Genomic DNA, 23,896 nt, shown 5'->3' on the forward strand with positions numbered 1-23,896 from the left:
TTGTTTGATTGTGCTATACTTTATTTCTTATTCCAAAATACTCAATCTATAAATACTTTGTAACTTTGGCGAATAAAAGTATAAAAATTAAAATAGTCGGTTTGAAAATGTAACTTTGTTTAAAATACTTGTTTCTGCAAGGAATTAATTCAATTCCTGCCTATAAAAATAATAAGTTGCTATGAATTTTAAAAACATTACGATAGAATATAACTATTTAGACTTACCTGCTCCTTTCTGTTATACAAAAAAGCTTAAAATCACTCCAACAGCAACGGGTTTACATACGGAATATGCATTAGAATATATTGACCGGGAAGATTTCAGCCAGGAAGAATTAGAAGACGAAGGTTTTAGCGGGGATGATAATGAGTCATGGAAAGGCGATTTACATACGAATTGGCTGGAGACACTGGACCACTTAACAACTATTAAACGTGGTGAAAAGGCAAGTTCGGCAAACGAATGTATTGTACATATAGACGGTGAGGTATTTGATACCTATGGAAATGAAAGCCGGTGGGATTATTTTATCCAGGAAATTACGCAGGCTATCTACGAAACAGCAACATGGGAAGAAGCGCTAACAATCCGTTACTGTAAAAAAGAATCAGACAAAGCTCCGATTCAGAAATTACAGATATTCTTCCGTACACGCACTGCTACACTAAACCAGACCGATAAAACAGCCAAATCCGTTGAATGGAATCATATTCAGCAATTGCTAAAACTTTATTATCTACAGGAGTTTAAAGAAGGCGAACACAGTAACAAAATACCTAATCAGGCAGGTATATACAGCGACCCAAGCGATGGTTTCTGGTATGGAATCAAAAATTCTTCCGCAAACCTTAATAAAGGACAGCAGGAAAAACTGATTCAGGTATTAGAAGAAATATTCGGATAAAATCGTGCTTTCGAGTGTCAGATGAAGAGAAAACATCTGACCTCGGAAATAAGCACTTTAGTCGAGTTTAAAAAATTGGATTTGGAAAAAGAGTAATATGGTCTGTTGTGCCTTTGCACTACGAACCTTTTTTATTGTATGTCTTAATCGTTTGATAGTTTATTCATTTGTTTTTGCAGACCGCTGACAATAGCTGTAAGCTTTTCAACAGACATATCCGGCTTAGGGAAATCAGTACTTATGTATGCTTTTGATTCCCATATTTCAATCACATTTTCAACATGAATGTCATATGGTTCGTACGCAGGGTTATCAGAAACCAGTTTCAGCGTTTCATTTTTCTTTATATTGTTGTATATACGCTTATATACAATACCTTCTGTAGCTGTTACCAATATGTATGTCTGCTGATCTTTAACCGAACTCCAGTTATCGACATACTGTCCGATAATTAAACTTCCGCTTGCTAAAGGAAGCATAGAATCGCCTTTTATTTCAAAGGCTCTATACGTGCCGCTGCCGCTGAAAATCGGCAGATAAAATTGAGGCAGTTCCGCTACATACTCCGGATCTGCATAGCCATTTAAATAACCGGCTGCAGCTTTTTCAGGTACCAGCTGAATATTTTCTTTATCATCTTTGTCAACCGTTATTGCAAGTACACGAAGCTTTTTGCCTTCGATATCTTTGCTCATGGCTTCTTTTCGTTTACCAGGATCACTCAATGTTTCAGAAATTAACGCATCAACGGTTGTCTCGAATAACCGCGCCAGAATCGTCAATGTTTCCAGGCCAGGTTCTGCCCTGCCTTCTTCATAGGCCCCCAGCAATGAACGCTTTATGCCGATACGCTGAGCCAGCTGCTCCTGCGTAAAACCTAACTGCTTTCTGAAATATTTTACATTCTCACTGATTACACTCATGATCTGTACGAATTGTTAAACGACTGTTTTTAATGTGAGCTGATGATTCAATGCATTCAATACATCACTCATCTTCATACCTGTTGTATCCATCTCAACGGAACGTGTGTAATTAGACTCTTCTGTCTGACAAGAGAAACCTACTTTAACACTTGTTTGATTCGAATTACGAAGACGAATCAAATATACTAGTTTTGTTGTCATATTGTTAATATTTTTAGTAAAACTAATACAAAAAATCCTATTTGCCAAATTTTTTAGTAAAATTTTTAAAATACCTGATTTAATGTTGTTTAAAGAAGCTGTTTATAAGTTATTCACATAAAATTCACTCCTTTCCTTTCGTATAGGTATATTCAGGTTCTGTTATTACTAAAAATATGAGTAAATATTTAACCGTTCTGGCCATTCTTTTTGTATTGGCTTCCTGCAGTTCCAACGAAACAAAAGATAAAAATAAATCAGGAGAAGATTCCACTTCCATCACCTACATCGATGGGAATGTTGCATTAACATCGTTATCCGAAAAACACGTCAAGGGAATCAAGGTGCATTCTTTTGTAGCAGACACGGCTATTAATCCCACAGAAGATGTTATCCGTACCAGCTTTACGATTACAATTACAGAAGCATTGCTGCACCAGATAAAAAAGCAGGGCTTTGACGCCATCCTGTTAGATATAAAGGCCAACGGACAATCCGGCAAGTCCTACTCCTATATTGGAACCTATCTTCCTGAATTATCCGGCATGGTTATTTATCCGGACAAACATATTGTTTTTTCACATCAGGCGATACGTAATCTTCAAATCGATATACCGTTTCGTAAACTTGAACTCCCAGCAGGTGCACAATACGTAAATCTATCCTTGATTGCCTTTCCGGTTTCTTTTGTGCAGGATACAAACAGAATTGAAACCAGGTACATTGAACGCATTGGCAGCAATCCGTTATTTGAACAGCAATACACGGCACAGCTTATCGCTCCTGCCTTAACACTCAACCAGATTACGATTGCCGATTATAAAATAAATACCCAGAATAAAGCCGCGTCCAGTTATGATTTTGCATTGGGCGGAAGCGGATATCCAGATCCTTACTGGCAGGTCTGGTGCGGCAAAGAATTGCTGTATTATTCCCCTACAACAAAAAATTCGTTAACTGTTAAAATACCTTATAGCAGCACAGCATTTTATACGTCTGCTAAAGATGTTTTAACGATACACTTTTTAGATTATGATAAAGGACCATTTAATACGGACGACAAGATTGAAAACATTACCGGAACCTGCGCTGAGATCAAGGCATTGAAAAAATTTAAAGGAACGGTTATTACGACAGGGAATATCACCATTAAACAGCCATAGGCTGTATAAAAAATAAAAAAGATAAATACCTAATTTGAATTAAATCATACCAAGTATTTATCTTTTTTTATATCTAAAAAATTAAAAAAAATCTCAAAAAAAATATTTTATAGCTGATTGAAAAATTAAGAATGTCTTTTCAGATATCGTTCCTGATAATACTAACGGAAGCTATAAAAAAAGGTTTAAATATCATACAAAAATTACACGGATATTCAGTACTAAAAAATCATAAAAACACTATTAAAATTTACAATTATCTATTTATCAGTAATTTAAATTAAAAAGGTCAATTAAAAAAAAATTAAAAAGTTTAAAAAATTACATGTTTAAACGATTAAAAACCATGTAAATCCATGCCTGAAGAATCTGTCAGATGTACTTTTTTACCCATTTTTTTCTGAATGACGCTAAAATGATGTGTTTCTTCTTCACTGATTAAATTGATTGCGACTCCGGATGCTTCTGCTCTACCCGTCCTCCCGATTCTATGGATGTAGTCTTTAGGAGATCGCGGCAATTCATAATTAATTACAAAAGGCAAAAAAGGAATATCAATGCCACGAGACATCAGATCGGTTGCAACCAGCACATGAATATTGCCTGCCTTAAACTGTTTTAATGCTTCGGTGCGTGCCCCCTGGCTTTTCTTGCTATGTAAAGCTGCCGCCAATATATTATTCGCTTTTAATTTTTCAACTACCGCATCGGCACGGTGTACGGAAGATGTAAAAATCAAAACCTGATTCATTTTTTGTTCCTTTATCAGATACCGCAGCAAAGGACCTTTGCGTGCATCTTCTACCGCGTAGGCTATCTGCTGAATCAGATCAATGTTTTGTTCTTCGGCAATAATTTCAATTTTAACCGGATCATGCAATAAAAATTCAGTAATGGTATCTACATCTTTACCGAGAGTTGCAGAGAACAACAAATTCTGTCTCTTTTGGGGAAGCAGCTTAAAGATATTTGCCATCTCTTCTTTAAAACCCAGGTTCAACATCTTATCTGCTTCATCCAGCACGAGCACTTCCACATCACTTAAATACACGGCCTTTGAATCAACCAGATCCAGCAAACGGCCGGGGGTAGCAATCAATATTTCCACTCCTTGTAATTGAATCATTTGCGGATTGATCGAAACACCGCCATACACAGCTAATGATTTTATTTTATTTGGAAGTGCATTGCTGAAAGCCTGAAATACCTGTCCTACCTGAACGGCAAGTTCTCTTGTCGGCACAAGCACCAGTGCATTGATGTGTCTGTTTTTTCCCAGAGGTTTTGTTTGCAGCATCTGTAAGATGGGCAACACAAAACTCGCGGTTTTTCCCGACCCTGTCTGCGCAATGCCTAAGATATCCTTACCTTTTAAAATAGCGGGGATCGCTTGCTCCTGAATGGGATACGGCGCATTATAAAATTGTTTTTCTAATGCTTTTAAAATTGCGGGAGATAAACCTAATGTTGCGAAAGACATATGCAAAGAAAGATGTGTGCACAAATATAGATTGTTTTATCCAGATACACAGTGCAAAATTACTTTCCATTGATTATCATGTACCTGTTTTCCTGAAAATAATACATGTACAATTATAAAATTCCTTTCGGCACCACTCTGCGTGTCCACGCTTTAGCTTGCTTCTTTGCTCCGGCTTCACCATCCGGATTGAATACAGTTGTCGTATGCCAGGCATTTTCCGGTTTGATTTCAGTTTCCATTCCTGCAAGCACTCCTGCTGCAACCTCTTTTGAGTAGATAATGGTTACACATTCTGTATTCAGATTGGCACTGCGCGGATCCAGGTTAAATGTACCTATAACAGCAATGGTACCATCAATCACCATCGACTTTGCATGCAAACCGAAAATGGGTGTATACTGCATTTTTTCCTGCAATGCTCCGGTCATGATCTGGTAACGCACCGCAGCATCAGGTCTGAATTCATAGATCTCAACCCCTGTTGCAAGTAATTTTTTTCTGTCGCGCTGATAACCGTTAAACGCTTCGAGGTTATCGGTAGAAGCAAGACTGTTTGTTAAAATACGAATGCGTACGCCCCGGTCAACCGCAGCTTTAAATAACGTTCGGCCAACTTCCGTTGTGATTAAATAAGGTGATTGAATATCAATGGATGTTGTTGCACGTTTTATAAGACTAATCAGACTGTCGGTGCATACACCGCCGCCGCCAAGTCCCTGTTTGCCATCATTTTTGCCCGGTGCATCGGAAACAAACTGCACATGCTCTACCCATTTTAACCTGCCCGAATCTCTCATTACCTGAAATGTTTCGGTAAGATTTGAAATGCGCTTCCGTACCTGCGGCCAGAAATTATCCGGGTTACAGGCATATTGATGCAGGCGTTCAAAACGACTTGTATCGGTATAGGTTACATCATCCTCCTTCACCAGTCCTGTGATCGGAATACTCAGCGCGTCAACCCAGAATGACTCAAACGATTGTTGTACATCCGTTGCTGTTTTACCTATCAGTAATACATCCCTGTCCCTGAAATTATATTCGTGGTCGTAATCAAAATATTCATCGGCAATATTTCTGCCACCTGTAATCACGACTTTGTGATCAACAATAAACGTTTTGTTGTGCATGCGCTGATTTGCGCCTCGAAAATCGGTCGTGAATTTCCCGATCTTATTAAATATATTTTTACCCAGATTGATACCGGGATTATAAATTTTAATTTCAATATTTTCATGCGAGTCAAGCGTGAGTATTTCATGTACGCCGGCTTCAACCAATATATCATCGATCAGGATGCGTACTTTTACACCACGGTCTGCCGCACGTACCAGATAATCACAGGCAATAAGCCCCACATTATCTGCTGAAAAAATAAAATACTGAATGTCGATTGTTTCTTCTGCATACTCACTCAGCCAGGCGCGTGTGATCAGCGAGCCGCCGCCATCTTCAAGTACATAAACACCTGTTTTATTTTTCATGGAATCTATGAAAGGTTCCAGCTCATGTGTAAGACTTAGCGAATCATTGCGGTGAATAGATGCGCAAAAATCTTTTTCCTGCACCGGAATTTCTTTGGAAGATTCCGAACAGGAGCATAAAAATAACATACTAAAAAAAAGTGTACTATATTTTATCATGGATTTGAAGATATAATATTCAGCTTGTTTAATATTGAATAGGTAATTTCTTTGCGTGCGTTTCGTATATATGTATCATCAAGGCCACGTGTTAACATACAGGTACTGAAATAATATACGTTCCCTCCTTTTTCTACATAACCTACATACCAGCCTATGTAATTAGCAGATGTAACACTCCACCCTGTTTTGGCACGAACAACATAACCAAGTGTATCTTTAGCAATCATAATATCTTTTACAATATCCATGCTGCACTGTGAAAAAGGTAAGGTATTATTCCGGAGTGCTTTCAAAAAATCAATTTGCTGCTCAGGAGAAATACGTAAACCTCCTGTAAGCCAAAATTGATCTATACCACCCGTAGTGTCAGCATTCCCGTACTGTGACTTTTTAAGCCAGTAATTCATTCTCTCCCCACCAACACGACGGGCTAACTCCTGATAATACCATACGGTGGAATTTTTAAACGCAGTCTTTAAGTCTGTATCCTGATTCCATAAATAATAACTACGGGAAATACTATCCCATGGAATAACAAAATCAGCATCTTTAATAACACCCGTTTCTAAACCAATCAACGAATTACAAATTTTAAATGTTGAAGCAGGTGAATACATTTCAGTTGTCAATGGCTTATTATAATAAATATATGAATCGGCATTTTGATCATATAACATAAAAGAACCGTCTGCATGATTCGCTTCAAAAAATTCCTTAAAATCATTTCTGATTTTTTCTTTCTGTTTGTGTTTATGTCCGGTAGACAAAAAGAGTATAATCCCGGCTATAATTAATATATATGTTGATTTCATACTAGTACGTTATTAAGTTGGCCAATACGCTATATGTGCAATGCTATACCTGTAAAGTACTGGAGAGTTCTCCACGGCGGATGTATTCTGTTAGCACCCAGCCAATATAAAATGAGTTGATTGTTATCAGGATCTTTCAATCGGACTCGCGCCGCAGCCAGGGTTTGTCTGTAGGCACATCTTCAAAGAGAATGTTCTAAGCCTGCAGCTATTCAACCTTTTTATTTAACTGCTCTTCTTCAAAATAGATCCACGAACCTTCGCCAACGGTATTGAGAAATCAGGTATACAAAGAATGCAGCCTTCCCACCCTCGCACAAAAACGTGTATATTGCGGAGCATCAATAACAATTAATTCAAAACACAACGTTTGATAGAATGCTACTCCCCCCGTTCAGGATTGATTGTAGGAAGCGTGTATAATTATTGATTCACGATGATTGTGAATGAATCAATAATCATACACTTCATCTTCTGCTGCGTCCTGCGGCAACATACCGTCATCCAGAATATTTACTTTATCAGACGTGACGTTTACATTCCCATCCGGTTTTGTAAACAGCGACGCAGGATAACCGGCATCACTGTGCTTCTGAACACCCTGCATATAATACGCCCACACCGGTAAAGCCATGCGCGCACCTTGTCCGTAGGTCATGGTACTGAAACGGATCACACGTTTCTCTCCTCCCACCCAAACACCCGTAACCAGATTCGGCGTAATACCCATAAACCAGCCATCGGCAGATTCCTGCGTGGTACCTGTTTTACCGCCAAGATCTCCATGTATATTGAATTTACTTCTTAAGTCTACCGATGTACCGCCGGCCTCTTCCACCGAACCTTTTAACAATTCAATCATGTTATAGGCAGTCTCTTCATTGATCACCTGCCTGCTGTTTGTATTAAATTCTTCGAGCACATTGCCATACTTATCTTCAATACGCAGCAGAAACTGCGGCTGCATCCAGATACCTTCATTTACAAACACACTATAGGCATTCACCATTTCAAAGAGCGTAACATCTCCTGTACCCAGACAAAGAGCCGGTGTTGGTTCCAACGGACTTTTAATACCCATACGTTTAGCAAATGCTACAACCGAATCCGGGCCAACCAGATTCATAAGCTGTGCACTGATTGAGTTTACAGAACGTGCCAATGCCTGGCGCAACGTAATTTCTTCGTTAGAGAATTTACCATTACTGTTGTTTGGTGTCCACGGTGAACCGCCGGGAACAGGAATACTTATAGGTGCATCCGGAAATTTAGAATCCGGAGTCAATCCTTTTTCTTCCATTGTATAGGCATACAAAATAGGTTTGAAGGTTGAACCTGCCTGACGTTTCCCCTGTAGTACATGATCAAACGGATAGTTTGCATAATCAATATTGCCTACCCATGCACGTACATAACCTGTTTTCGGATCCATTGAAAACAATCCTGTACGTAACATTCTTAAGGAATGTCTGATCGAATCCAACGGAGACATGATTGTATCCACACGTCCTTTCCAGGTAAAGATCTGCATCGGAATCTTCTTTTTCATTTCAAGCATGATCAGTGATTCATTGCCATCCAGTTCAGCCGTAAGCTCTTTATAATGTGATGTAGTCTTTGCTAATTTTTTAACCAGATCCGGATCAGACTTTGTCCACGGATCAGACTTCGACCAGTTTTTATCAAATTCTTTTTGCAGAAAACTCATATGTTTTTTAACAGCATCTTCAGCAACTTCCTGTAAGCGCGTATCAATGGTTGTATAAATCTTCAAACCATCTTCATATAAATGCATGTCATGTTCTTTACACCAGTTGAACATCACCTTCTTCAAGTAATTTCTGAAATGCGGTGCAAGACCCGCTGCTTCTCCATCATCCTGAAAATTGAGATTCAACGGTTTTGCCTGGGCAATAACTGCTTCCGCAGAAGACAGGTATTCATATTTCACCATTTGGTCTAACACCGTGTTACGGCGGTTCTTAGCACGTTCAGGCTTTTTACGTGGATTATAGTAAGAAGGTCCTTTAAGTAGTCCTACAAGTAAAGCGGCTTCATTCAGCTGCAATTCATGTACATTTTTACCAAAATATTTTTTAGCTGCCGAACGAATACCAAAGCTGTTATTTCCAAATTCAACCGTGTTCAGATACATCAGCAGAATTTCATTTTTGGAATAAGATTTCTCCAGCTGAATGGCAATGAACCATTCTTTAATTTTGTGTACAATGGTATTATCAAGTATGCCTGTATATTCCTCCGAACGTCTTAAACTGAATAAGTTTTTAGCCAGCTGCTGGGTTAATGTACTGGACCCTCTTCTTCTGCCGATCATCAATGAAGGAGCAATCGCAACAATACCTTTTACATCTACACCCGAGTGATCATAAAAACGGGAATCCTCCGTAGCGATCAGCGCGTTGATCAAAACAGGAGGTAAATCTTTGTATTCAACATCGGTTCGGTTTATCTGATTATAAAATTTACCCAATACTTTCCCGTCGCTGGAGTAGATAACAGATGCCTGATCACTTTCCGGATTTTCCAGCACATCAATACTGGGAAGCGACCCAAATAAATTAAACGGGTTAATGTATACAAGCAGCAGTAAAAAAATAATTCCAGCAAACATTGCGGCTGCACCTTTCCACAACCAACTTACCAGTTTATTATAATCTTTCATATTCTAACTAAAGCAATTGTTTTTTATTCCTTTTCCGGGAAACATTTTATGCAAAAAAAATGCTTCCCGAAGGAAGCACAAGTTACACATTTTTTATTCTGCTAACAGCTGTTTTATCAATTGTTCAGAACTTGCATCGGAAGGTGCAGGTGCCTGTCCGTAAGCAACCTTTCCACTTTTATCAACCAATACAAAGCGTGGAATATATTGCAAGCCATAACGCTCTCCCACACGGTCTTCCTTGCCTCCGTCTCTGGAAATCAATTGAACACCCGTCAGGCCTTTTTTCCTGATAAACGATTTCCACCCATCCACATTATCTTCATTATCAACAGATACATACATAAATACGATGCTGTCGTTACCGGCAAATTTTTCTTTTAGTTTTTTAGAATGCGGGATTTCAGCAACACAAGGTCCACACCACGTTGCCCAGAAATCGATATACACGACTTTACCTTTAAAATCGCTTAAGCTTACTTTTTTACCTTCGTTACTTTCTAAGGTAAAATCGGGAGCAAGCGGACGTTCGGCCGACTCGTCTGTTTTAAATGCACAGAAAACAATTGTTGCCAGAGCACATGCAAACAGTACATTTAATCTTAGTATATGTTTCATAGATTTTATGCGTTAATGTAAAACTGAATAACTAAAACAATGCCACAAATGATGGCTGGCTGGCATTTTAAAAGAAAGATAACCAGCATCACAGTGAATACGTTTAAAATTAAAAGTCAGCAGTGTGGTTTATTTTCCAATACTACTGACTTTTAACACCTTTTAAATCTTCTGATTTATTTCGGATGATAATACTTTAATGCTTCCGGTAAATATGCTTCAAGGTCGGCTACACGTCTTGAATCTGCAGGGTGTGTAGACATAAACTCAGGTGGCGCCTGTCCGCCGGATATTGCACTCATGCGTTTCCAGAAATCAACTGCAACATGCGGATCATAACCAGCCATTGCCATAAATACCAAACCCATTTTATCCGCTTCAGATTCATGCTTTCTGCTGAAAGGTAAGATTACACCATATTGTGCACCTGCTCCGTAAGCAGTTCCAAATAGTTGTCTTGTAAGAGCTGACTTTGTTGAAAGTGCATAGTCTACAACTTGTCCGCCTGTCTGAGCTATTATTTCCTGGCTCATACGCTCATTACCATGATGTGCAATGGCATGCGCTACTTCATGTCCCATGACAACAGCAATGCCTGACTCATCAACACATACGGGGATAATACCTGTATAAAAAGCAACTTTACCGCCAGGCATACACCAGGCATTTACAGTAGAATCATTTTTGATCAGGTTAAACTCCCAGTTATAGCCTTCCAATTCTTTGCTGCGGCCCTGTTCAGCCATATATTTTTCAACCGCTGCTTTGATGGTATTTCCAACACGCTTCACCATATCCACCTGAGCCTGATTGGTACTGAGCGGCCCCTGTTGAATGACTTGTGCATATTGTTCATTACTCATTTTTATCATTTCCGATTCAGAAACAAGACTGAGCTGCTTACGGTTTGTAACGGCTACACTTTTACATGCTGTATAAACTGCACCCGTCACTAAAAATGCTGACGTCAAATAAATTATTTTCTTACTTATCCACATAGTAATGTTATTTTAATCAAATATAAGAATTTTGTACCTATATGAAATATACTAAATATTTATGAAAATTATCGGCATAGGAAGAAATTATAGCGAGCACGCAAAAGAGTTAAATAATCCGCAACCGAAAGCTCCGATTATTTTTTTAAAGCCCGACACAGCTTTATTAAAAAATAATGAAAATTTCTATTTCCCATCTTTTTCAAAAGATATTCATCATGAAATTGAATTGGTTGTAAAAATATCAAAAGAAGGAAAAAATATCCAGGAAAAATTTGCGCATAGATATTACGAAGAAATTGGCTTAGGCATAGATTTCACGGCGCGTGACCTGCAGCAGGAAGCAAAAGAACAAGGTCTTCCATGGACGTTAGCCAAAGGCTTTAACGGCTCTGCTCCCGTTTCAGAATTTGTTTCCAAATCAGAATTTTCCGATATTAATAATATATCCTTTTCGTTAACAATTAATGGAGAACTGCGTCAGTCAGGAACAACAGCAGACATGGTGTTTTCCATTGATTTCCTTATTGCTTATATCTCGCAATTTATCACGTTGAAAAAAGGTGATCTTATTTATACAGGTACACCCAAAGGGGTTGGTTCTATTGTTATTGGCGACAAACTCGAAGGATTTCTTGAAAACAAACCCATGCTTACCTGTGAAATCTGTTAAATATATTCTATCTGTTCTGTATAGTACTTGCTTATCGCTTTCGATTCTGGCACAAGGCTTAGGGGATTATCCAAAAGGTTATTTTATGTTTCCGATCAAACCCGGACAACGTAATTATCTTTCTGCAAACATGGGCGAACTGCGCCCGAACCATTTTCATGGTGGTATGGACATCAAAACTGACGGCCAGATCGGGCTGGCGGTATATGCTGCCGCACAGGGCTATGTATCACGCATACGTGTGTCAACCTATGGGTATGGCAATACCATTTACATTACTCATCCAAACGGATACGTTACTGTTTACGCACACTTAGACCGTTTCAGTGCATTCATCAATACATATACACTGGAACAGTTATATGCGCTGGAACAAACAGATATCGATATACTTGTTCCGCCAACCGCACTGCCTGTTACGAAAGGACAGATCATAGCAAAGTCTGGAAATACAGGGGGCAGCGGCGGACCGCATTTACATTTTGAGATCCGCGATCTGCAGGAACGTGTGCTCAACCCTGCATTGTTCGGTTTTTCTGAGATTGTTGACAACATCAAACCAACCTTCGATAAAATTGCTATCCGTACAATGGATATGGATTCCAGAGTGAATGATGAAGTTGGCCGCGCTGAATTCACGGCTCAGTATGCAAGTCCGGGAAAATATACCATAGCCACTCCCATTACAGCCAAAGGACTTATCGGCGTAGAAATTAAAGTACACGATAAAATGAACGATACCCATAACTCGTATGGTATCAATTGCATTGAATTAAAAGTAGATGGTAAAGAAGTTTTTTACCACAATCTGGAAACGTATGCGTTTCATGAAAGCCGCTACATTAATGTACACATCGATTACGAAACGTATATTTTACGCAAGCAGTATTTCGAAAAATGTTATGTAGCCGATGGAAACAATTTAAGTTTTTACCTGATGAATCCGCTGCATGGGAAGATATCAATCAGAGACAGTGCCGCACACAAAGTAGAACTGCGCATCTATGATTCAAATGGCAATCAATCCATGTTGAACTTTGTTATTAAAGGCAAGCAGAACCAATCGCCTAAAATTGTAAAAACAACTCCACCCGCTCCTGATTTCAAAATTTTTGAAAACACCTTACGCATAATAGGTTCTGCAAACTACACAGGTAATGCAACCTTGTATATTAAAAATAAAACAAAAGCACTGGCGCCTGCTTATTTCATCAATCAGTCACCGGTATACATCCATGACCTGAGAAAAGAACTGCCGGATTCTTCCATGGCAGGGACGTATAAAGCTGTGTATGATTTTGTGGACATGATTGCCCCGGGCAGACGTAAAGTAGTGATGGACAATCTGACCCTGCAGTTTTCAGATTCAACCTTATTTGATACACTGTACTTACAAGTAAAAAAGCATCTGATTATTAACGGCATTGAAACCTTTGAAATTAATAATCCCACACAACCTGTTTACGGGCCTATAGGTGTAGTGTTTTGTCCGGAAATAGCTGCCAACAAAAACGAACGTTGTTATTTCTATAATATAAACAACTCTGTATCAAAAAAATACGAAGGCGGCGTATGGAGCGAAGACAGCCTTGTGCATAACTTAAAATACTTAGGTAAGTTCACTGTAATAAAAGATTCCATTCCTCCCGTAATTACCTACAAATCAAATACAACAAAACGCATAAATTTTAGTATTTTTGACCAGGGTTCTGGAATCGACAGTATCCGGGCAACATTAAACGGCAAGTGGGTCATGATGTATTATGAACATAAGTCGCGGTTGATCTGGTCTGAATTTAAAGATCCGACAGAAGTATTAAAAGGAGAATTTATATTGGAAGTAATTGATAAAGCCGGTAATAAATCTCTTTACAAAAAAACATTATGACACTAACGGCTGGCGACAAAGCCCCTGTATTTAAAGGAACTGATCAAGACGGCAATACCATCAGCTTAAAAGATTTTGCTGGTAAAAAAGTAGTTTTATACTTTTATCCGAAAGACAATACACCCGGTTGCACCAAACAGGCGTGCGACTTAAGAGATAACTACAATGCGTTGCTGAAAGCAGGTTATGTAGTTATCGGCGTTAGTACCGATAGTGAGAAATCGCACCAGAAATTCATTAAAAAATTCGAACTTCCTTTCCCGCTTATTGCAGACGAAGACAAAACCATTCACGAACAGTACGGTGTATGGGGCGAAAAATCCATGTATGGAAAAACCTACATGGGCACACTACGCACAACGTTTGTTATTGATGAAAAAGGAAAAATTGAAGAAGTTATTTCAAAAGTAAAAACAGACGATCATACTGCACAAATTTTAAAATAGAAAATCAACAATCATGTCAGAATACACAGAACTGCAAAAAGTTTCATCTCAGGTAAGAAGAGATATTGTACGTATGGTACACGGCGCTAAAGGCGGCCACCCGGGTGGTGCATTAGGCTGTACCGATTTATTAGTGCTTCTATATTTTAAATTGATGAAGCACGACAAAAACTTCAATATGGATGGTATTGGAGAAGATATCTTTTATCTTTCAAACGGACACATCTCTGCAGTGTTATATAGTGTATTGGCACGTTCCGGTTATTTTCCGGTAGACGAATTGGTTTCGCACCGTAAGATCAATTCCCGTTTACAAGGACACCCTACTCCGCACTCCCATTTACCAGGCGTGCGTATGGCATCGGGTTCATTGGGACAAGGTTTATCCGTAGGCTGCGGAACTGCGCAAGCAAAAAAATTAAACAAAGACGAGCGGTTTGTATATGTTTTGATGGGCGATGGTGAACAGCAGGAAGGCCAGGTTTGGGAAGCTGCTATGTACGCACCGCACAATAAATTAGATAATCTGATCGGTTTCGTGGATTACAACGGTCAGCAGATCGACGGTCCGTGCGATAAGGTATTATCTCTTGGTGATCTTGAAGGTAAATACAAAGCATTCGGCTGGAACGTGATCACATGCGACGGACATGATTTTGCGTGCCTGGAAGAAACAATCTTAAAAGCACAGGCTAATAAAGGCACAGGTATCCCGACAATGATCTTAATGAAAACAGAAATGGGTTACGGTGTAGATTATATGATGGGTTCACACAAGTGGCATGGTACTGCACCGAACGATGCTGAACTGGCATCTGCATTAGGCCAGCTGGAAGCAACACTTGGCGATTATTAATCCATTATTAAAGAAAGACATTACAACAATGAAAAAATATCCATTTACTGAAAAGAAAGATACACGTTCCGGCTTTGGTGACGGTATGACTGAATTGGGAAAAACAAATCCAAACGTAGTTGCACTATGTGCCGATTTAACTCCGTCATTAAAATTAAACGATTTCGAAAAACAAAATCCGGAACGTTTTTTCCAGATCGGTATTGCCGAAGCAAACATGATCAGCATGGCTGCTGGTATGACGATCGGCGGTAAAATTCCATTCACAGCAACGTTTGCAAACTTCTCTACCGGCCGTGTGTATGACCAGATCAGACAATCGGTTGCATATTCAGATAAGAACGTAAAAATCTGTGCATCACACGCAGGTTTAACGTTAGGCGAAGATGGTGCAACACACCAGATTCTTGAAGATATCGGTTTGATGAAAATGCTTCCGGGCATGACCGTAATCAACCCATGCGATTACAACCAGACAAAAGCTGCTACCATTGCAATTGCAGATCATAAAGGTCCTGTGTACTTACGTTTCGGTCGCCCGGCCTTACCAGTATTTACAGATCCAAACCAAAAGTTTGAGATTGGTAAAGCATGGATGGTAAACGAAGGAACAGACGTAACAATTATTGCTACAGGTCACATGGTGTGGGAAGCAATCCTTGCAGGACAGCAGTTAGAAGAACTTGGCATCAGTGCTGAGATCATCAACATTCATACAATCAAACCAATTGATGAAGAAGCTATTTTGAAATCAGTTGGCAAAACCGGTTGTGTTGTAACAGCTGAAGAACACAACATCTTAGGTGGTTTAGGCGAAAGCGTTGCACGGGTATTAGCAAGCAACCTTCCTACTCCGATTGAGTTTGTGGCGGTTAAAGATACCTTCGGCGAAAGCGGTACACCAGATGAATTGATGGAGAAATATGGTTTGAAAGACCGCCATATTGTTGAAGCGGTTCAACGTGTGATCAAGAAGAAGAAATAAATCACCAGTCCATAGCTAGCTATGGGTTATATAATTATTTACCCATGACTGAAGTCATGGGTAAATAAAAAATAAAAACCGATAAGTTCGCTTATCGGTTTTTTTATGAAATCATTAATAACAACATGCAACTACATTCACAACTTTTAGGAACGGGACATTACGTACCCGAACAGATCGTAACGAACAACGACCTTACTGCTTTCATGGAAACCTCCGATGCCTGGATCCAGGAACGCACAGGAATTAAGGAACGCCGCTTCTTTAAAGAAGGTGTTGATACGGTTTCCAACATGGGCGCAAAAGCTGCGCAGATGGCGTTAGCAAACGCAAAGATTGAAGCGAAAGAAATTGACCTGATTGTGTTCGCAACCTTAAGTCCGGATTATGCATTCCCCGGTGCAGGTGTTTTATTGCAGTGCGAATTAGGTGTGCCGAACATTCCGGCGCTGGATATCCGTCAGCAGTGCGCCGGCTTTATCTATGCCCTCTCTGTGGCCGACCAGTTCATTAAAACAGGCATGTATAAAACGGTGCTGGTTGTAGGAAGTGAAATTCAATCCAACATCATGGAACTGTCTGATCGTGGCCGCAATATGGCGGTGATCTTTGGTGACGGTGCGGGCGCGGTTGTATTAAAAGCAACAACGGAAAACAAGGGCGTCCTTTCAACGCATTTACATGCCGATGGTACGCATGCAGAAGAACTCATGCTGGAACACCCGGGCAGCAGAAGCAAAACGCGTGTAACCACTGAAATGATTGAGAATGGAGCGCTGCTACCTGTGATGAACGGACAAGGTGTATTCAAACAGGCGGTTCAGAAATTCCCCGAAGTAATTAAAGAAGCGTTGGATGCAAATAATTTACAAACAACCGATATCAGTTTATTGATCCCGCACCAGGCCAATCTGCGCATCGCAGAGTATGTGCAGAAGCAATTGAAGCTGGAAGACCATCAGGTATTCAATAACATTCAGAAATACGGCAATACGACGGCAGCATCTATCCCGATTGCATTGAGCGAAGCGGTACAGGAAGGCAGATTGAAATCCGGTGACCTGCTTTGTTTGGCAGCATTCGGGAGCGGCTTTGTTTGGGCGAGTGCATTGGTGCGGTATTAACCTTTTACCCACGATTGAAATCGTGGGCTTTTATTCAAAAACACTATATTTACACATACATAACACTACTTCATTATGGCAATTGAATGGAAAACCGTTAAAGAATTCGACGATATCACCTATAAAAAATCAAACGGTGTAGCACGTATTGCTTTTAACCGTCCGGATGTGCGCAATGCCTTCAGACCGAAGACAACATCAGAATTATACGATGCCATGTACGATGCGTATGAAGACGCTTCTATCGGTGTGGTTTTATTATCTGCCGAAGGTCCGTCATCAAAAGATGGCATCTACTCTTTCTGCAGCGGCGGCGATCAGAAAGCGCGTGGAGAAAAGGGTTATGTTGGCGAAGATGGCAGACATCGTCTGAATATTTTAGAAGTACAACGTCTGATCCGTTTTATGCCAAAGGTGGTTATCGCAGTGGTACCCGGCTGGGCGGTTGGCGGCGGCCATAGCTTACATGTTGTATGTGATTTAACACTTGCGAGTAAAGAACATGCGATCTTTAAACAGACAGATGCGGATGTAACCAGCTTTGACGGCGGTTACGGTTCGGCCTATTTAGCGAAAATGGTTGGACAGAAAAAAGCGCGTGAGATCTTTTTCTTAGGCAGAAATTATTCCGCTCAGGAAGCCTTTGACATGGGCATGGTAAACGCCGTGATCCCGCACGACGAACTTGAAAGTACTGCCTACGATTGGGCACAGGAAATATTAGCCAAATCCCCTACTTCGATTAAGATGTTAAAGTTTGCCATGAACTTAACAGACGATGGTATGGTTGGGCAGCAGATCTTTGCCGGGGAAGCAACACGCCTGGCGTACGGAACAGATGAAGCCAAAGAAGGACGTAATGCATTTCTTGAAAAAAGAAAACCGGATTTCGGTGATATTGGCTGGGCACCTTGTTAATTTGTTCATCACAAAAAAATCTATATTGAAACTATTTCGTTATGAAAAAAATTTTTTATTTATTTATCCTGATACTTTCGTTTTACGCATGTAATGTTAAAGAACAATCCGAAATACAAAAAGAAGTTCTTGCTTCTGAAGAAGTGATTGAAATAGATGCAGATGATCTGTTAAAAAGTTTCGCCAAAGACAGCAGTGCATCAGCAGATAAATACATTGGCAAGGTTCTCTCAGTGCATGGGAAAGTACGTTTTTTTGAACAGCTGGATACAATCGTATTTACTAAAAACGATTCACTTCCCGACATTATAAAATGGGTTGTGGAACGCTTGGAAAGTGATATAAATACCAGTAATATTATTTTTAAAGAAGTTGTTAGTACTAAAAACATGCCTTCGTATTCCCTTAATGCTACGTTTCCCAGGGAGTATAGAAAAGACCTAATCGGTATTAAAGAAAAATCAAACATTAACGTGAAAGGTAAATTAGAACATATCAGTACTATATACCAGGAGATGCCGGATAGTTCAAAAAAGACGTTGACTTATATGCTTTCGCTTCAGGGCTGTGTACTCGAAAAGAAAAAGTAGCTGCATTTAATTTCGATCTTAAATACAAACGAACGTCTGACTGATACAGTCAGGCGTTCGTTTGTATTTCAAAAAAGCATATTAAGTACAAGCCATTTATCCTTCTGCTTTTACCGGCAGCGTAAATGTAAAGTCACTGCCTTTACCTTCGATACTGTTAACGCCAATAGTACCGCCAAGCTTGTCAACAAACTCTTTACATAGGACCAGCCCAAAACCCGAACCTTTTTCATTTGCAGTACCTGGAGATGAAATGTTGGAAGAGATTCCAAAAATTTTCTTACGTGTCTGTTCATTAATTCCGATACCGTTATCTGAAACAGTAATTTCAATCTGATTCTGATTTGATTTTACCGATACACAGACCCGCCCACCTTTCCTGGTAAACTTAATAGCATTCGAAATAAGGTTTCGTAAAATTGTTTTTAGCATTTTTTCATCCGAACAGATCTCTATCTCTGCAGATGCAGTATGTTCCAACGAAATATTTTTTGTTTGTGCACTGGTTTGTGAGAGATCCACAATCTCTTGAATAATTGCAGACACACATATTTTTTCTGACTTATATTCAATCTGTCCGGTTTGAGATTTCGCCCAGTTTAATAAATTATCAAGCAACACTAATGTATGCTGAGCAGTAGAATGTATCATGCCTACGTACTGCTGAGAGCTTTCAACATCAGGTACTTTTACTGCATCCAGTAATAAACCTGCCAATGAAACAATATTATTAAACGGCCCCCGGAGATCATGGGCTATAATTGAAAACAACTTATCCTTTGTTGCATTAAGTTCTCTATACCTTTTTTCACTTTCCCGTAACGCCTGCTCTGCCCTTTTACGTTTTGTAATATCCCGGATTACACCGACAAGAAATCTTTTGCCACTCGTATCAATAAAGCGTGATTTCCGTGTAGAAATTGTTAATGTTTCTCCATCACGCACAGTCAGCGTTTCTTCATTGATATTTTCCAGCCCATCAAATAATACCTCCTTATCTATTTTCAAAAAACTTTCGCGTTCGTTTGCGGGCACATCTTCAGCAAGTGTCTTCCCAATGATCTCTTCTCTTGGCAGATTAAACATCTGGCAAAAAGCATCATTCACAAAAAGCAACCGGCTTTGCTCATCCTTTACAAATACTGAATCTCCCATATTGTTCAATATAGTAGGTGCATATGCACTACCGGCAACTAAAAATTCAATGGCATTGATTTGTTCTTTAAGATTAACCGCAGGCAGCAGCCGGAGGAGCTCATTCTGATGCCTGAGCTCAGTTATCTGATGTTCTAATTCTTCACGAGTGGGTTTATGATTCATTTTTCATATTACAAGTATAATTCATATCCATTAAAAATCAGCTAGTTTCCTAAATATCCTTCGATTTAATTTAAAAAACAATAGCTCCTGTTAAAACCTCCGTACTTCTTTTATACTGCTGTATACAGCATAGAGTTCAAACCATACAACATTATAAAGATTATTATTCTTGAATAAATGCAAAAGGTAATCTATTGATTAACACAAGTAAATTCATAGGTGTTTAAACATCAAGAAAGTTTGTATCATAACAGCTCATTTCCGTTTCAATACCTACAGGTATACACGTTTATTCATAAATTATGGTATCTTTGAGTTATGTGTCTATCCAAAAACATTTATCTCGCTGACGACGATGAAGACGATCGTTTATTTTTTCGGGATGCCTTATCAGAAGTATGTAAAGAAATGCGGTTAACGATTGCTAAAGATGGTGTCGAGCTTATGGATATCCTGTATCTTCCGCCCTCTCCGCTTCCTGATGTTATTTTTTTAGATCTGAATATGCCCGTAAAAAACGGCTTTGAATGCCTGGAAGAAATAAAAAAAAGCGAATTGTTAAAACACTTGCCGATTATTATTTTTTCTACAACTGTGCAGGAAGAAGCTGTAAACAAGGTATATAAAGAAGGAGCCAATTTTTATATCTGTAAACCGGATAATTTTAATCATTTAAAGAAAGCCTTAAAAAAAGTACTTTCAATTGATTGGCTAAAAGAAGTAAAACAGATTTCCAAAGAACAATTCATTGTTTCTGTAGCTTAATATCTATAGCTTTATATAAAGCTTACTCTTCTTATTGTCATGTATAACTTACAACTTGACTTTGAACAAGCCAGGACACGGCATCTATTATTTAAAACAAAGCTAAGGTCTGTTTTATATGGATCCGAAATTGACACAAAGTCTGTTATCTCCTATGCTGACTGTGCAGTAAGTAAATGGATCTATGAGCATGCCTTAAAAGCTTACGGACATATACCTGAGATGCATCAGCTGAAACTTGTGCATATAAACCTTCATGAATCTGCGCAAGAGCTTGTACGTCTTTATAAAGATGGTAAAATTGATAAAGCACGCAGAGGCTTGTCAAACCTGGAATTGATCGCAGATCATTTTGCTGCTTTGCTCACAGTTGTTGAATTAAAATTACAACTCAGCAATTATCCGGCTGCTGCTATCCGCGACAACGAAGCTGTATTAAACAATACACATAAAGAACTTTTAGAACTTCACACCAGCCTGCATGAGCTGGATGCCCGCATCCGTAAACAAACAGATGAACTGGTCAGTACACAACGCGGCGTTGAGAACAAACTACGCAACCATTTCAGTCACGCTCCTGTAGCAATCTGTATCCTGCGGGGGGCTGAGTTTGTATTAGAACTTGCTAATGATATGTATTTGCAGCACATAGATAAAACAGCGGATATTGTTGGTAAACGTTTATTTGAAGAATTACCTGAACTGGAAAAACAGGGAGTGCGTGAAATGCTGAATAGTGTGCTGGATACGGGAAATCCCTTTGTAGGCACAGATGTAGAAATACGTATGAAACGCAATGGCATCAATGAAACATTGTATTTTAATTTTGTATATAAACCGCTGGACGATCATGAAACCATACCTGGTATTATGATTGTATGCTCTGAAGTTACGGATCAGGTAATTGCTAAAAAGGCAATGATTGAAAATCAGCAACGCCTGAATATTGCTATTGAAGCTACAGCTTTAGGCACATATGAAGTAAATCTGAAGACAGCCGAGCTTGTCTATTCAGACAGATACCTGGAAATTTTTGGATACGCACCACACGAAAAACCTGGTCATAAAGAATTAGTTAAATGTATACATGAGGATGATGTACACATACGTGAGCAGGCCTTTGCAATAGCATTTGAAACTTCTAAGCTGTTTTATGAAGTACGTATCATACTCAGAGACCAGTCTGTCCGATGGTTAAGGGCTTTCGGGAAAGTTTTTTTTGATGATAAGGGAACTCCTGAAAAAATGCTTGGAACTGTAATGGACATTACGAAAGAAAAAGCAGCAGAAGAAAAAATACGCAAGGCTAATGAAGTGCTTGAAATTGCACTGCAATCTGCCAAACTAGGAACATATGAATTAAACATCAAAAGCGGGAAAGCAAATTTCAGTTTACTTTGTAAAGAAATTTTTGGTTTTGAGCCGGATAAAGATGTTACCCTGGAAGATGTGCGTAGTTCAACGCATCCTGACGATAAAGAAATCACCCGCTCCTACATGTTAGAAGCACTTGCCAATAAACAGAATTACGATGCTGAATATCGCATTATAACAGCCGACAAGTCTATACGCTGGATCTCTATTTCAGGAAAAGGCGTCTATGATGCAGAAGGCAATGTCAAAAAACTGATTGGAGTAATCGAAAATATTACCGACCGCAAACATGCGGAAGATGAATTAAATATAAGCGTGCAGAAATTCAGATTACTTGCTGACTCCATGCCGCAATTTGTATGGACCGGTGATACAGCGGGTAATCTGAATTACTTTAACCAATCTGTTTTTGATTATACGGGGCTCACACCCGCGCAGATATATTTAGAGGGCTGGCTCCAGATCGTTCATCCCGATGACCGTGAAGAGAATATCGAAAAATGGATGCAGGCTATACAAACCGGTAACGATTTTATATTCGAACACCGCTTTAAAAAAAATACAGGTGAATACCGCTGGCAATTAAGCCGTGCTATTGCACAACGCAATAAAACCGGTGAAATACAGATGTGGGTCGGAACCAGCACAGATATACAGGATCAAAAAACATCGGCACAGAAATTAGAAGAGTTGATCAAGGAACGTACAAAAGAGTTAAAGAATGCAAATATTGAACTGGAAAGTATGAATCAGGAACTACGCTCCTTTACATACATTTCAAGCCATGATTTGCAGGAACCTTTACGAAAGATTCAAACATTCATCAGCAGAATCCAGAATAGCGATAGTGGAACGCTATCGAAAGAAGGCGCAAATTATTTTGCCCGCATTCAGCAATCAGCAAATAAAATGAAAACACTGATCAACGATCTGTTAACATACTCAAGAACCAGCGCAACTGAAAAAGTATTTGAAAAGACCAATCTTAATCTGTTGCTGCATGAAATTAAAACGGAATTTACAGAAGTATTGAAAGAGAAAAACGGCTCCCTGGAAATTTCAAACCTTCCCGAAATTAATGCAATTCCATTTCAGTTAAGACAATTATTTATAAACTTAATTTCAAACGCCATTAAATTTTCCAGGCCATCTGTCCCTCCGGTTATAAAAATCAGTTCTGCTATACTGCTGGGCAGGGACACAGATAATGCCAATGCGCACGAAAATGAATTGTATCATCAGATCATAGTAAGCGATAACGGTATCGGTTTTGACCCTTCCTATAAGGATAAAATTTTCGAGGTATTTCAACGCCTGCATCCCAAAACCGAATACGAAGGTACAGGTATCGGGCTTTCTATTTGCACTAAAATTGCCCAAAACCACAATGGCTTTATCAGCGCTTCGGGAGAATTAAATAAAGGTGCTGCGTTTACAATCTACTTACCGTTATTGAAGTAATTGAATCATATACGAGTTTATTTCTTAATAAAAAAGCTTCAGCGAAAATCGCTGAAGCT

At 39.2% G+C, this 23,896-nt stretch carries 21 protein-coding genes; 12 read left to right on the forward strand and 9 right to left on the reverse strand.

Annotated features, from left to right (window positions below; all coding sequences use genetic code 11):
* The first annotated feature begins 181 nt into the window (after nucleotides 1-181).
* Nucleotides 182-907, forward strand: coding sequence for a hypothetical protein (locus CHU_RS09190; RefSeq protein WP_011585263.1), 726 nt, complete (start codon nucleotides 182-184; stop codon nucleotides 905-907).
* 143 nt (nucleotides 908-1,050) lie between these two features.
* On the opposite strand, the gene CHU_RS09195 is transcribed toward CHU_RS09190, so the two are convergent.
* Nucleotides 1,051-1,830: an XRE family transcriptional regulator gene (locus tag CHU_RS09195; protein WP_011585264.1), complete on the reverse strand. Its 780-nt coding sequence runs from the start codon at nucleotides 1,828-1,830 to the stop codon at nucleotides 1,051-1,053.
* A gap of 15 nt (nucleotides 1,831-1,845) precedes the next feature.
* Nucleotides 1,846-2,034, reverse strand: a complete 189-nt coding sequence (locus CHU_RS19180) for a hypothetical protein (RefSeq protein ID WP_072355993.1) — start codon at nucleotides 2,032-2,034, stop codon at nucleotides 1,846-1,848.
* 176 nt (nucleotides 2,035-2,210) lie between these two features.
* Between CHU_RS19180 and CHU_RS09200 the strand changes: the two genes are divergently transcribed.
* Nucleotides 2,211-3,197 carry a hypothetical protein gene (locus CHU_RS09200; protein WP_072355992.1) on the forward strand — a complete coding sequence of 329 codons (987 nt, stop codon included), beginning with the start codon at nucleotides 2,211-2,213 and terminating at the stop codon, nucleotides 3,195-3,197.
* A gap of 337 nt (nucleotides 3,198-3,534) precedes the next feature.
* Here the strand turns inward: CHU_RS09200 and CHU_RS09205 are convergent, their stop codons facing one another.
* From CHU_RS09205 to CHU_RS09230, 6 genes are all read right to left on the reverse strand, one after another.
* A complete protein-coding gene (locus CHU_RS09205; RefSeq protein ID WP_041932302.1) occupies nucleotides 3,535-4,677 on the reverse strand; it encodes a DEAD/DEAH box helicase in 1,143 nt (380 codons plus the stop codon).
* A gap of 113 nt (nucleotides 4,678-4,790) precedes the next feature.
* Entirely contained in the window at nucleotides 4,791-6,293 is a 1,503-nt protein-coding gene (locus CHU_RS09210; RefSeq protein WP_202944122.1) for a phospholipase D family protein, read from the reverse strand.
* A 26-nt stretch (nucleotides 6,294-6,319) separates the two neighbouring features.
* The gene (blaOXA, locus tag CHU_RS09215; RefSeq protein ID WP_011585270.1) at nucleotides 6,320-7,138 is read right to left on the reverse strand and encodes a class D beta-lactamase; all 819 of its coding nucleotides are present in this window, start codon (nucleotides 7,136-7,138) and stop codon (nucleotides 6,320-6,322) included.
* A 451-nt stretch (nucleotides 7,139-7,589) separates the two neighbouring features.
* Entirely contained in the window at nucleotides 7,590-9,821 is a 2,232-nt protein-coding gene (locus CHU_RS09220; protein ID WP_011585271.1) for a penicillin-binding protein 1A, read from the reverse strand.
* A gap of 93 nt (nucleotides 9,822-9,914) precedes the next feature.
* Complete coding sequence (locus tag CHU_RS09225) at nucleotides 9,915-10,439, reverse strand: TlpA family protein disulfide reductase (RefSeq protein WP_011585272.1); 525 nt, start codon at nucleotides 10,437-10,439, stop codon at nucleotides 9,915-9,917.
* A 176-nt stretch (nucleotides 10,440-10,615) separates the two neighbouring features.
* Nucleotides 10,616-11,437: a M48 family metallopeptidase gene (locus CHU_RS09230; RefSeq protein ID WP_011585273.1), complete on the reverse strand. Its 822-nt coding sequence runs from the start codon at nucleotides 11,435-11,437 to the stop codon at nucleotides 10,616-10,618.
* A 61-nt stretch (nucleotides 11,438-11,498) separates the two neighbouring features.
* Here CHU_RS09230 and CHU_RS09235 point away from each other — a divergent pair, with 61 nt between their 5' ends.
* From CHU_RS09235 to CHU_RS09270, 8 genes are all read left to right on the forward strand, one after another.
* A complete protein-coding gene (locus CHU_RS09235) occupies nucleotides 11,499-12,110 on the forward strand; it encodes a fumarylacetoacetate hydrolase family protein (RefSeq protein WP_011585274.1) in 612 nt (203 codons plus the stop codon).
* Nucleotides 12,097-13,998: a M23 family metallopeptidase gene (locus CHU_RS09240; RefSeq protein WP_238379384.1), complete on the forward strand. Its 1,902-nt coding sequence runs from the start codon at nucleotides 12,097-12,099 to the stop codon at nucleotides 13,996-13,998. Before CHU_RS09235 ends, CHU_RS09240 begins: the two co-directional genes overlap by 14 nt.
* Complete coding sequence (gene bcp, locus CHU_RS09245; RefSeq protein ID WP_011585276.1) at nucleotides 13,995-14,444, forward strand: thioredoxin-dependent thiol peroxidase; 450 nt, start codon at nucleotides 13,995-13,997, stop codon at nucleotides 14,442-14,444. Before CHU_RS09240 ends, bcp begins: the two co-directional genes overlap by 4 nt.
* A gap of 13 nt (nucleotides 14,445-14,457) precedes the next feature.
* Entirely contained in the window at nucleotides 14,458-15,300 is an 843-nt protein-coding gene (locus CHU_RS09250) for a transketolase (RefSeq protein ID WP_011585277.1), read from the forward strand.
* 28 nt (nucleotides 15,301-15,328) lie between these two features.
* Entirely contained in the window at nucleotides 15,329-16,285 is a 957-nt protein-coding gene (locus tag CHU_RS09255) for a transketolase family protein (protein ID WP_011585278.1), read from the forward strand.
* Nucleotides 16,286-16,410: 125 nt separating this feature from the next.
* On the forward strand, nucleotides 16,411-17,409 hold the full coding sequence (locus CHU_RS09260) for a 3-oxoacyl-ACP synthase III family protein (RefSeq protein ID WP_011585279.1): 999 nt from the start codon (nucleotides 16,411-16,413) through the stop codon (nucleotides 17,407-17,409).
* A gap of 75 nt (nucleotides 17,410-17,484) precedes the next feature.
* The gene (locus CHU_RS09265) at nucleotides 17,485-18,327 is read left to right on the forward strand and encodes a 1,4-dihydroxy-2-naphthoyl-CoA synthase (protein ID WP_011585280.1); all 843 of its coding nucleotides are present in this window, start codon (nucleotides 17,485-17,487) and stop codon (nucleotides 18,325-18,327) included.
* 41 nt (nucleotides 18,328-18,368) lie between these two features.
* A complete protein-coding gene (locus CHU_RS09270; RefSeq protein WP_011585281.1) occupies nucleotides 18,369-18,917 on the forward strand; it encodes an OB-fold protein in 549 nt (182 codons plus the stop codon).
* A gap of 96 nt (nucleotides 18,918-19,013) precedes the next feature.
* On the opposite strand, the gene CHU_RS09275 is transcribed toward CHU_RS09270, so the two are convergent.
* On the reverse strand, nucleotides 19,014-20,237 hold the full coding sequence (locus CHU_RS09275; RefSeq protein ID WP_011585282.1) for a PAS domain-containing sensor histidine kinase: 1,224 nt from the start codon (nucleotides 20,235-20,237) through the stop codon (nucleotides 19,014-19,016).
* 318 nt (nucleotides 20,238-20,555) lie between these two features.
* Between CHU_RS09275 and CHU_RS09280 the strand changes: the two genes are divergently transcribed.
* Nucleotides 20,556-21,002: a response regulator gene (locus tag CHU_RS09280; protein WP_011585283.1), complete on the forward strand. Its 447-nt coding sequence runs from the start codon at nucleotides 20,556-20,558 to the stop codon at nucleotides 21,000-21,002.
* Nucleotides 21,003-21,041: 39 nt separating this feature from the next.
* Entirely contained in the window at nucleotides 21,042-23,837 is a 2,796-nt protein-coding gene (locus tag CHU_RS09285; RefSeq protein WP_011585284.1) for a PAS domain-containing protein, read from the forward strand.
* Nucleotides 23,838-23,896 lie beyond the last annotated feature (59 nt).

It is taken from the genome of Cytophaga hutchinsonii ATCC 33406, assembly GCF_000014145.1.
GTDB classification, from domain to species: domain Bacteria; phylum Bacteroidota; class Bacteroidia; order Cytophagales; family Cytophagaceae; genus Cytophaga; species Cytophaga hutchinsonii.

Coding starts and splice junctions, on each gene's coding strand:
- bcp (WP_011585276.1), top strand. CDS start 13,995: ATGACACTAACGGCTGGCGACAAAGCCCCTGTATTTAAAGGAACTGAT.
- CHU_RS09205 (WP_041932302.1), bottom strand. CDS start 4,677: ATGTCTTTCGCAACATTAGGTTTATCTCCCGCAATTTTAAAAGCATTA.
- CHU_RS09220 (WP_011585271.1), bottom strand. CDS start 9,821: ATGAAAGATTATAATAAACTGGTAAGTTGGTTGTGGAAAGGTGCAGCC.
- CHU_RS09275 (WP_011585282.1), bottom strand. CDS start 20,237: ATGAATCATAAACCCACTCGTGAAGAATTAGAACATCAGATAACTGAG.
- CHU_RS09200 (WP_072355992.1), top strand. CDS start 2,211: ATGAGTAAATATTTAACCGTTCTGGCCATTCTTTTTGTATTGGCTTCC.
- CHU_RS09190 (WP_011585263.1), top strand. CDS start 182: ATGAATTTTAAAAACATTACGATAGAATATAACTATTTAGACTTACCT.
- CHU_RS09230 (WP_011585273.1), bottom strand. CDS start 11,437: ATGTGGATAAGTAAGAAAATAATTTATTTGACGTCAGCATTTTTAGTG.
- CHU_RS19180 (WP_072355993.1), bottom strand. CDS start 2,034: ATGACAACAAAACTAGTATATTTGATTCGTCTTCGTAATTCGAATCAA.
- CHU_RS09195 (WP_011585264.1), bottom strand. CDS start 1,830: ATGAGTGTAATCAGTGAGAATGTAAAATATTTCAGAAAGCAGTTAGGT.
- CHU_RS09210 (WP_202944122.1), bottom strand. CDS start 6,293: ATGTTATTTTTATGCTCCTGTTCGGAATCTTCCAAAGAAATTCCGGTG.
- CHU_RS09255 (WP_011585278.1), top strand. CDS start 15,329: ATGAAAAAATATCCATTTACTGAAAAGAAAGATACACGTTCCGGCTTT.
- CHU_RS09280 (WP_011585283.1), top strand. CDS start 20,556: ATGTGTCTATCCAAAAACATTTATCTCGCTGACGACGATGAAGACGAT.
- CHU_RS09250 (WP_011585277.1), top strand. CDS start 14,458: ATGTCAGAATACACAGAACTGCAAAAAGTTTCATCTCAGGTAAGAAGA.
- blaOXA (WP_011585270.1), bottom strand. CDS start 7,138: ATGAAATCAACATATATATTAATTATAGCCGGGATTATACTCTTTTTG.
- CHU_RS09285 (WP_011585284.1), top strand. CDS start 21,042: ATGTATAACTTACAACTTGACTTTGAACAAGCCAGGACACGGCATCTA.
- CHU_RS09265 (WP_011585280.1), top strand. CDS start 17,485: ATGGCAATTGAATGGAAAACCGTTAAAGAATTCGACGATATCACCTAT.
- CHU_RS09260 (WP_011585279.1), top strand. CDS start 16,411: ATGCAACTACATTCACAACTTTTAGGAACGGGACATTACGTACCCGAA.
- CHU_RS09235 (WP_011585274.1), top strand. CDS start 11,499: ATGAAAATTATCGGCATAGGAAGAAATTATAGCGAGCACGCAAAAGAG.
- CHU_RS09225 (WP_011585272.1), bottom strand. CDS start 10,439: ATGAAACATATACTAAGATTAAATGTACTGTTTGCATGTGCTCTGGCA.
- CHU_RS09270 (WP_011585281.1), top strand. CDS start 18,369: ATGAAAAAAATTTTTTATTTATTTATCCTGATACTTTCGTTTTACGCA.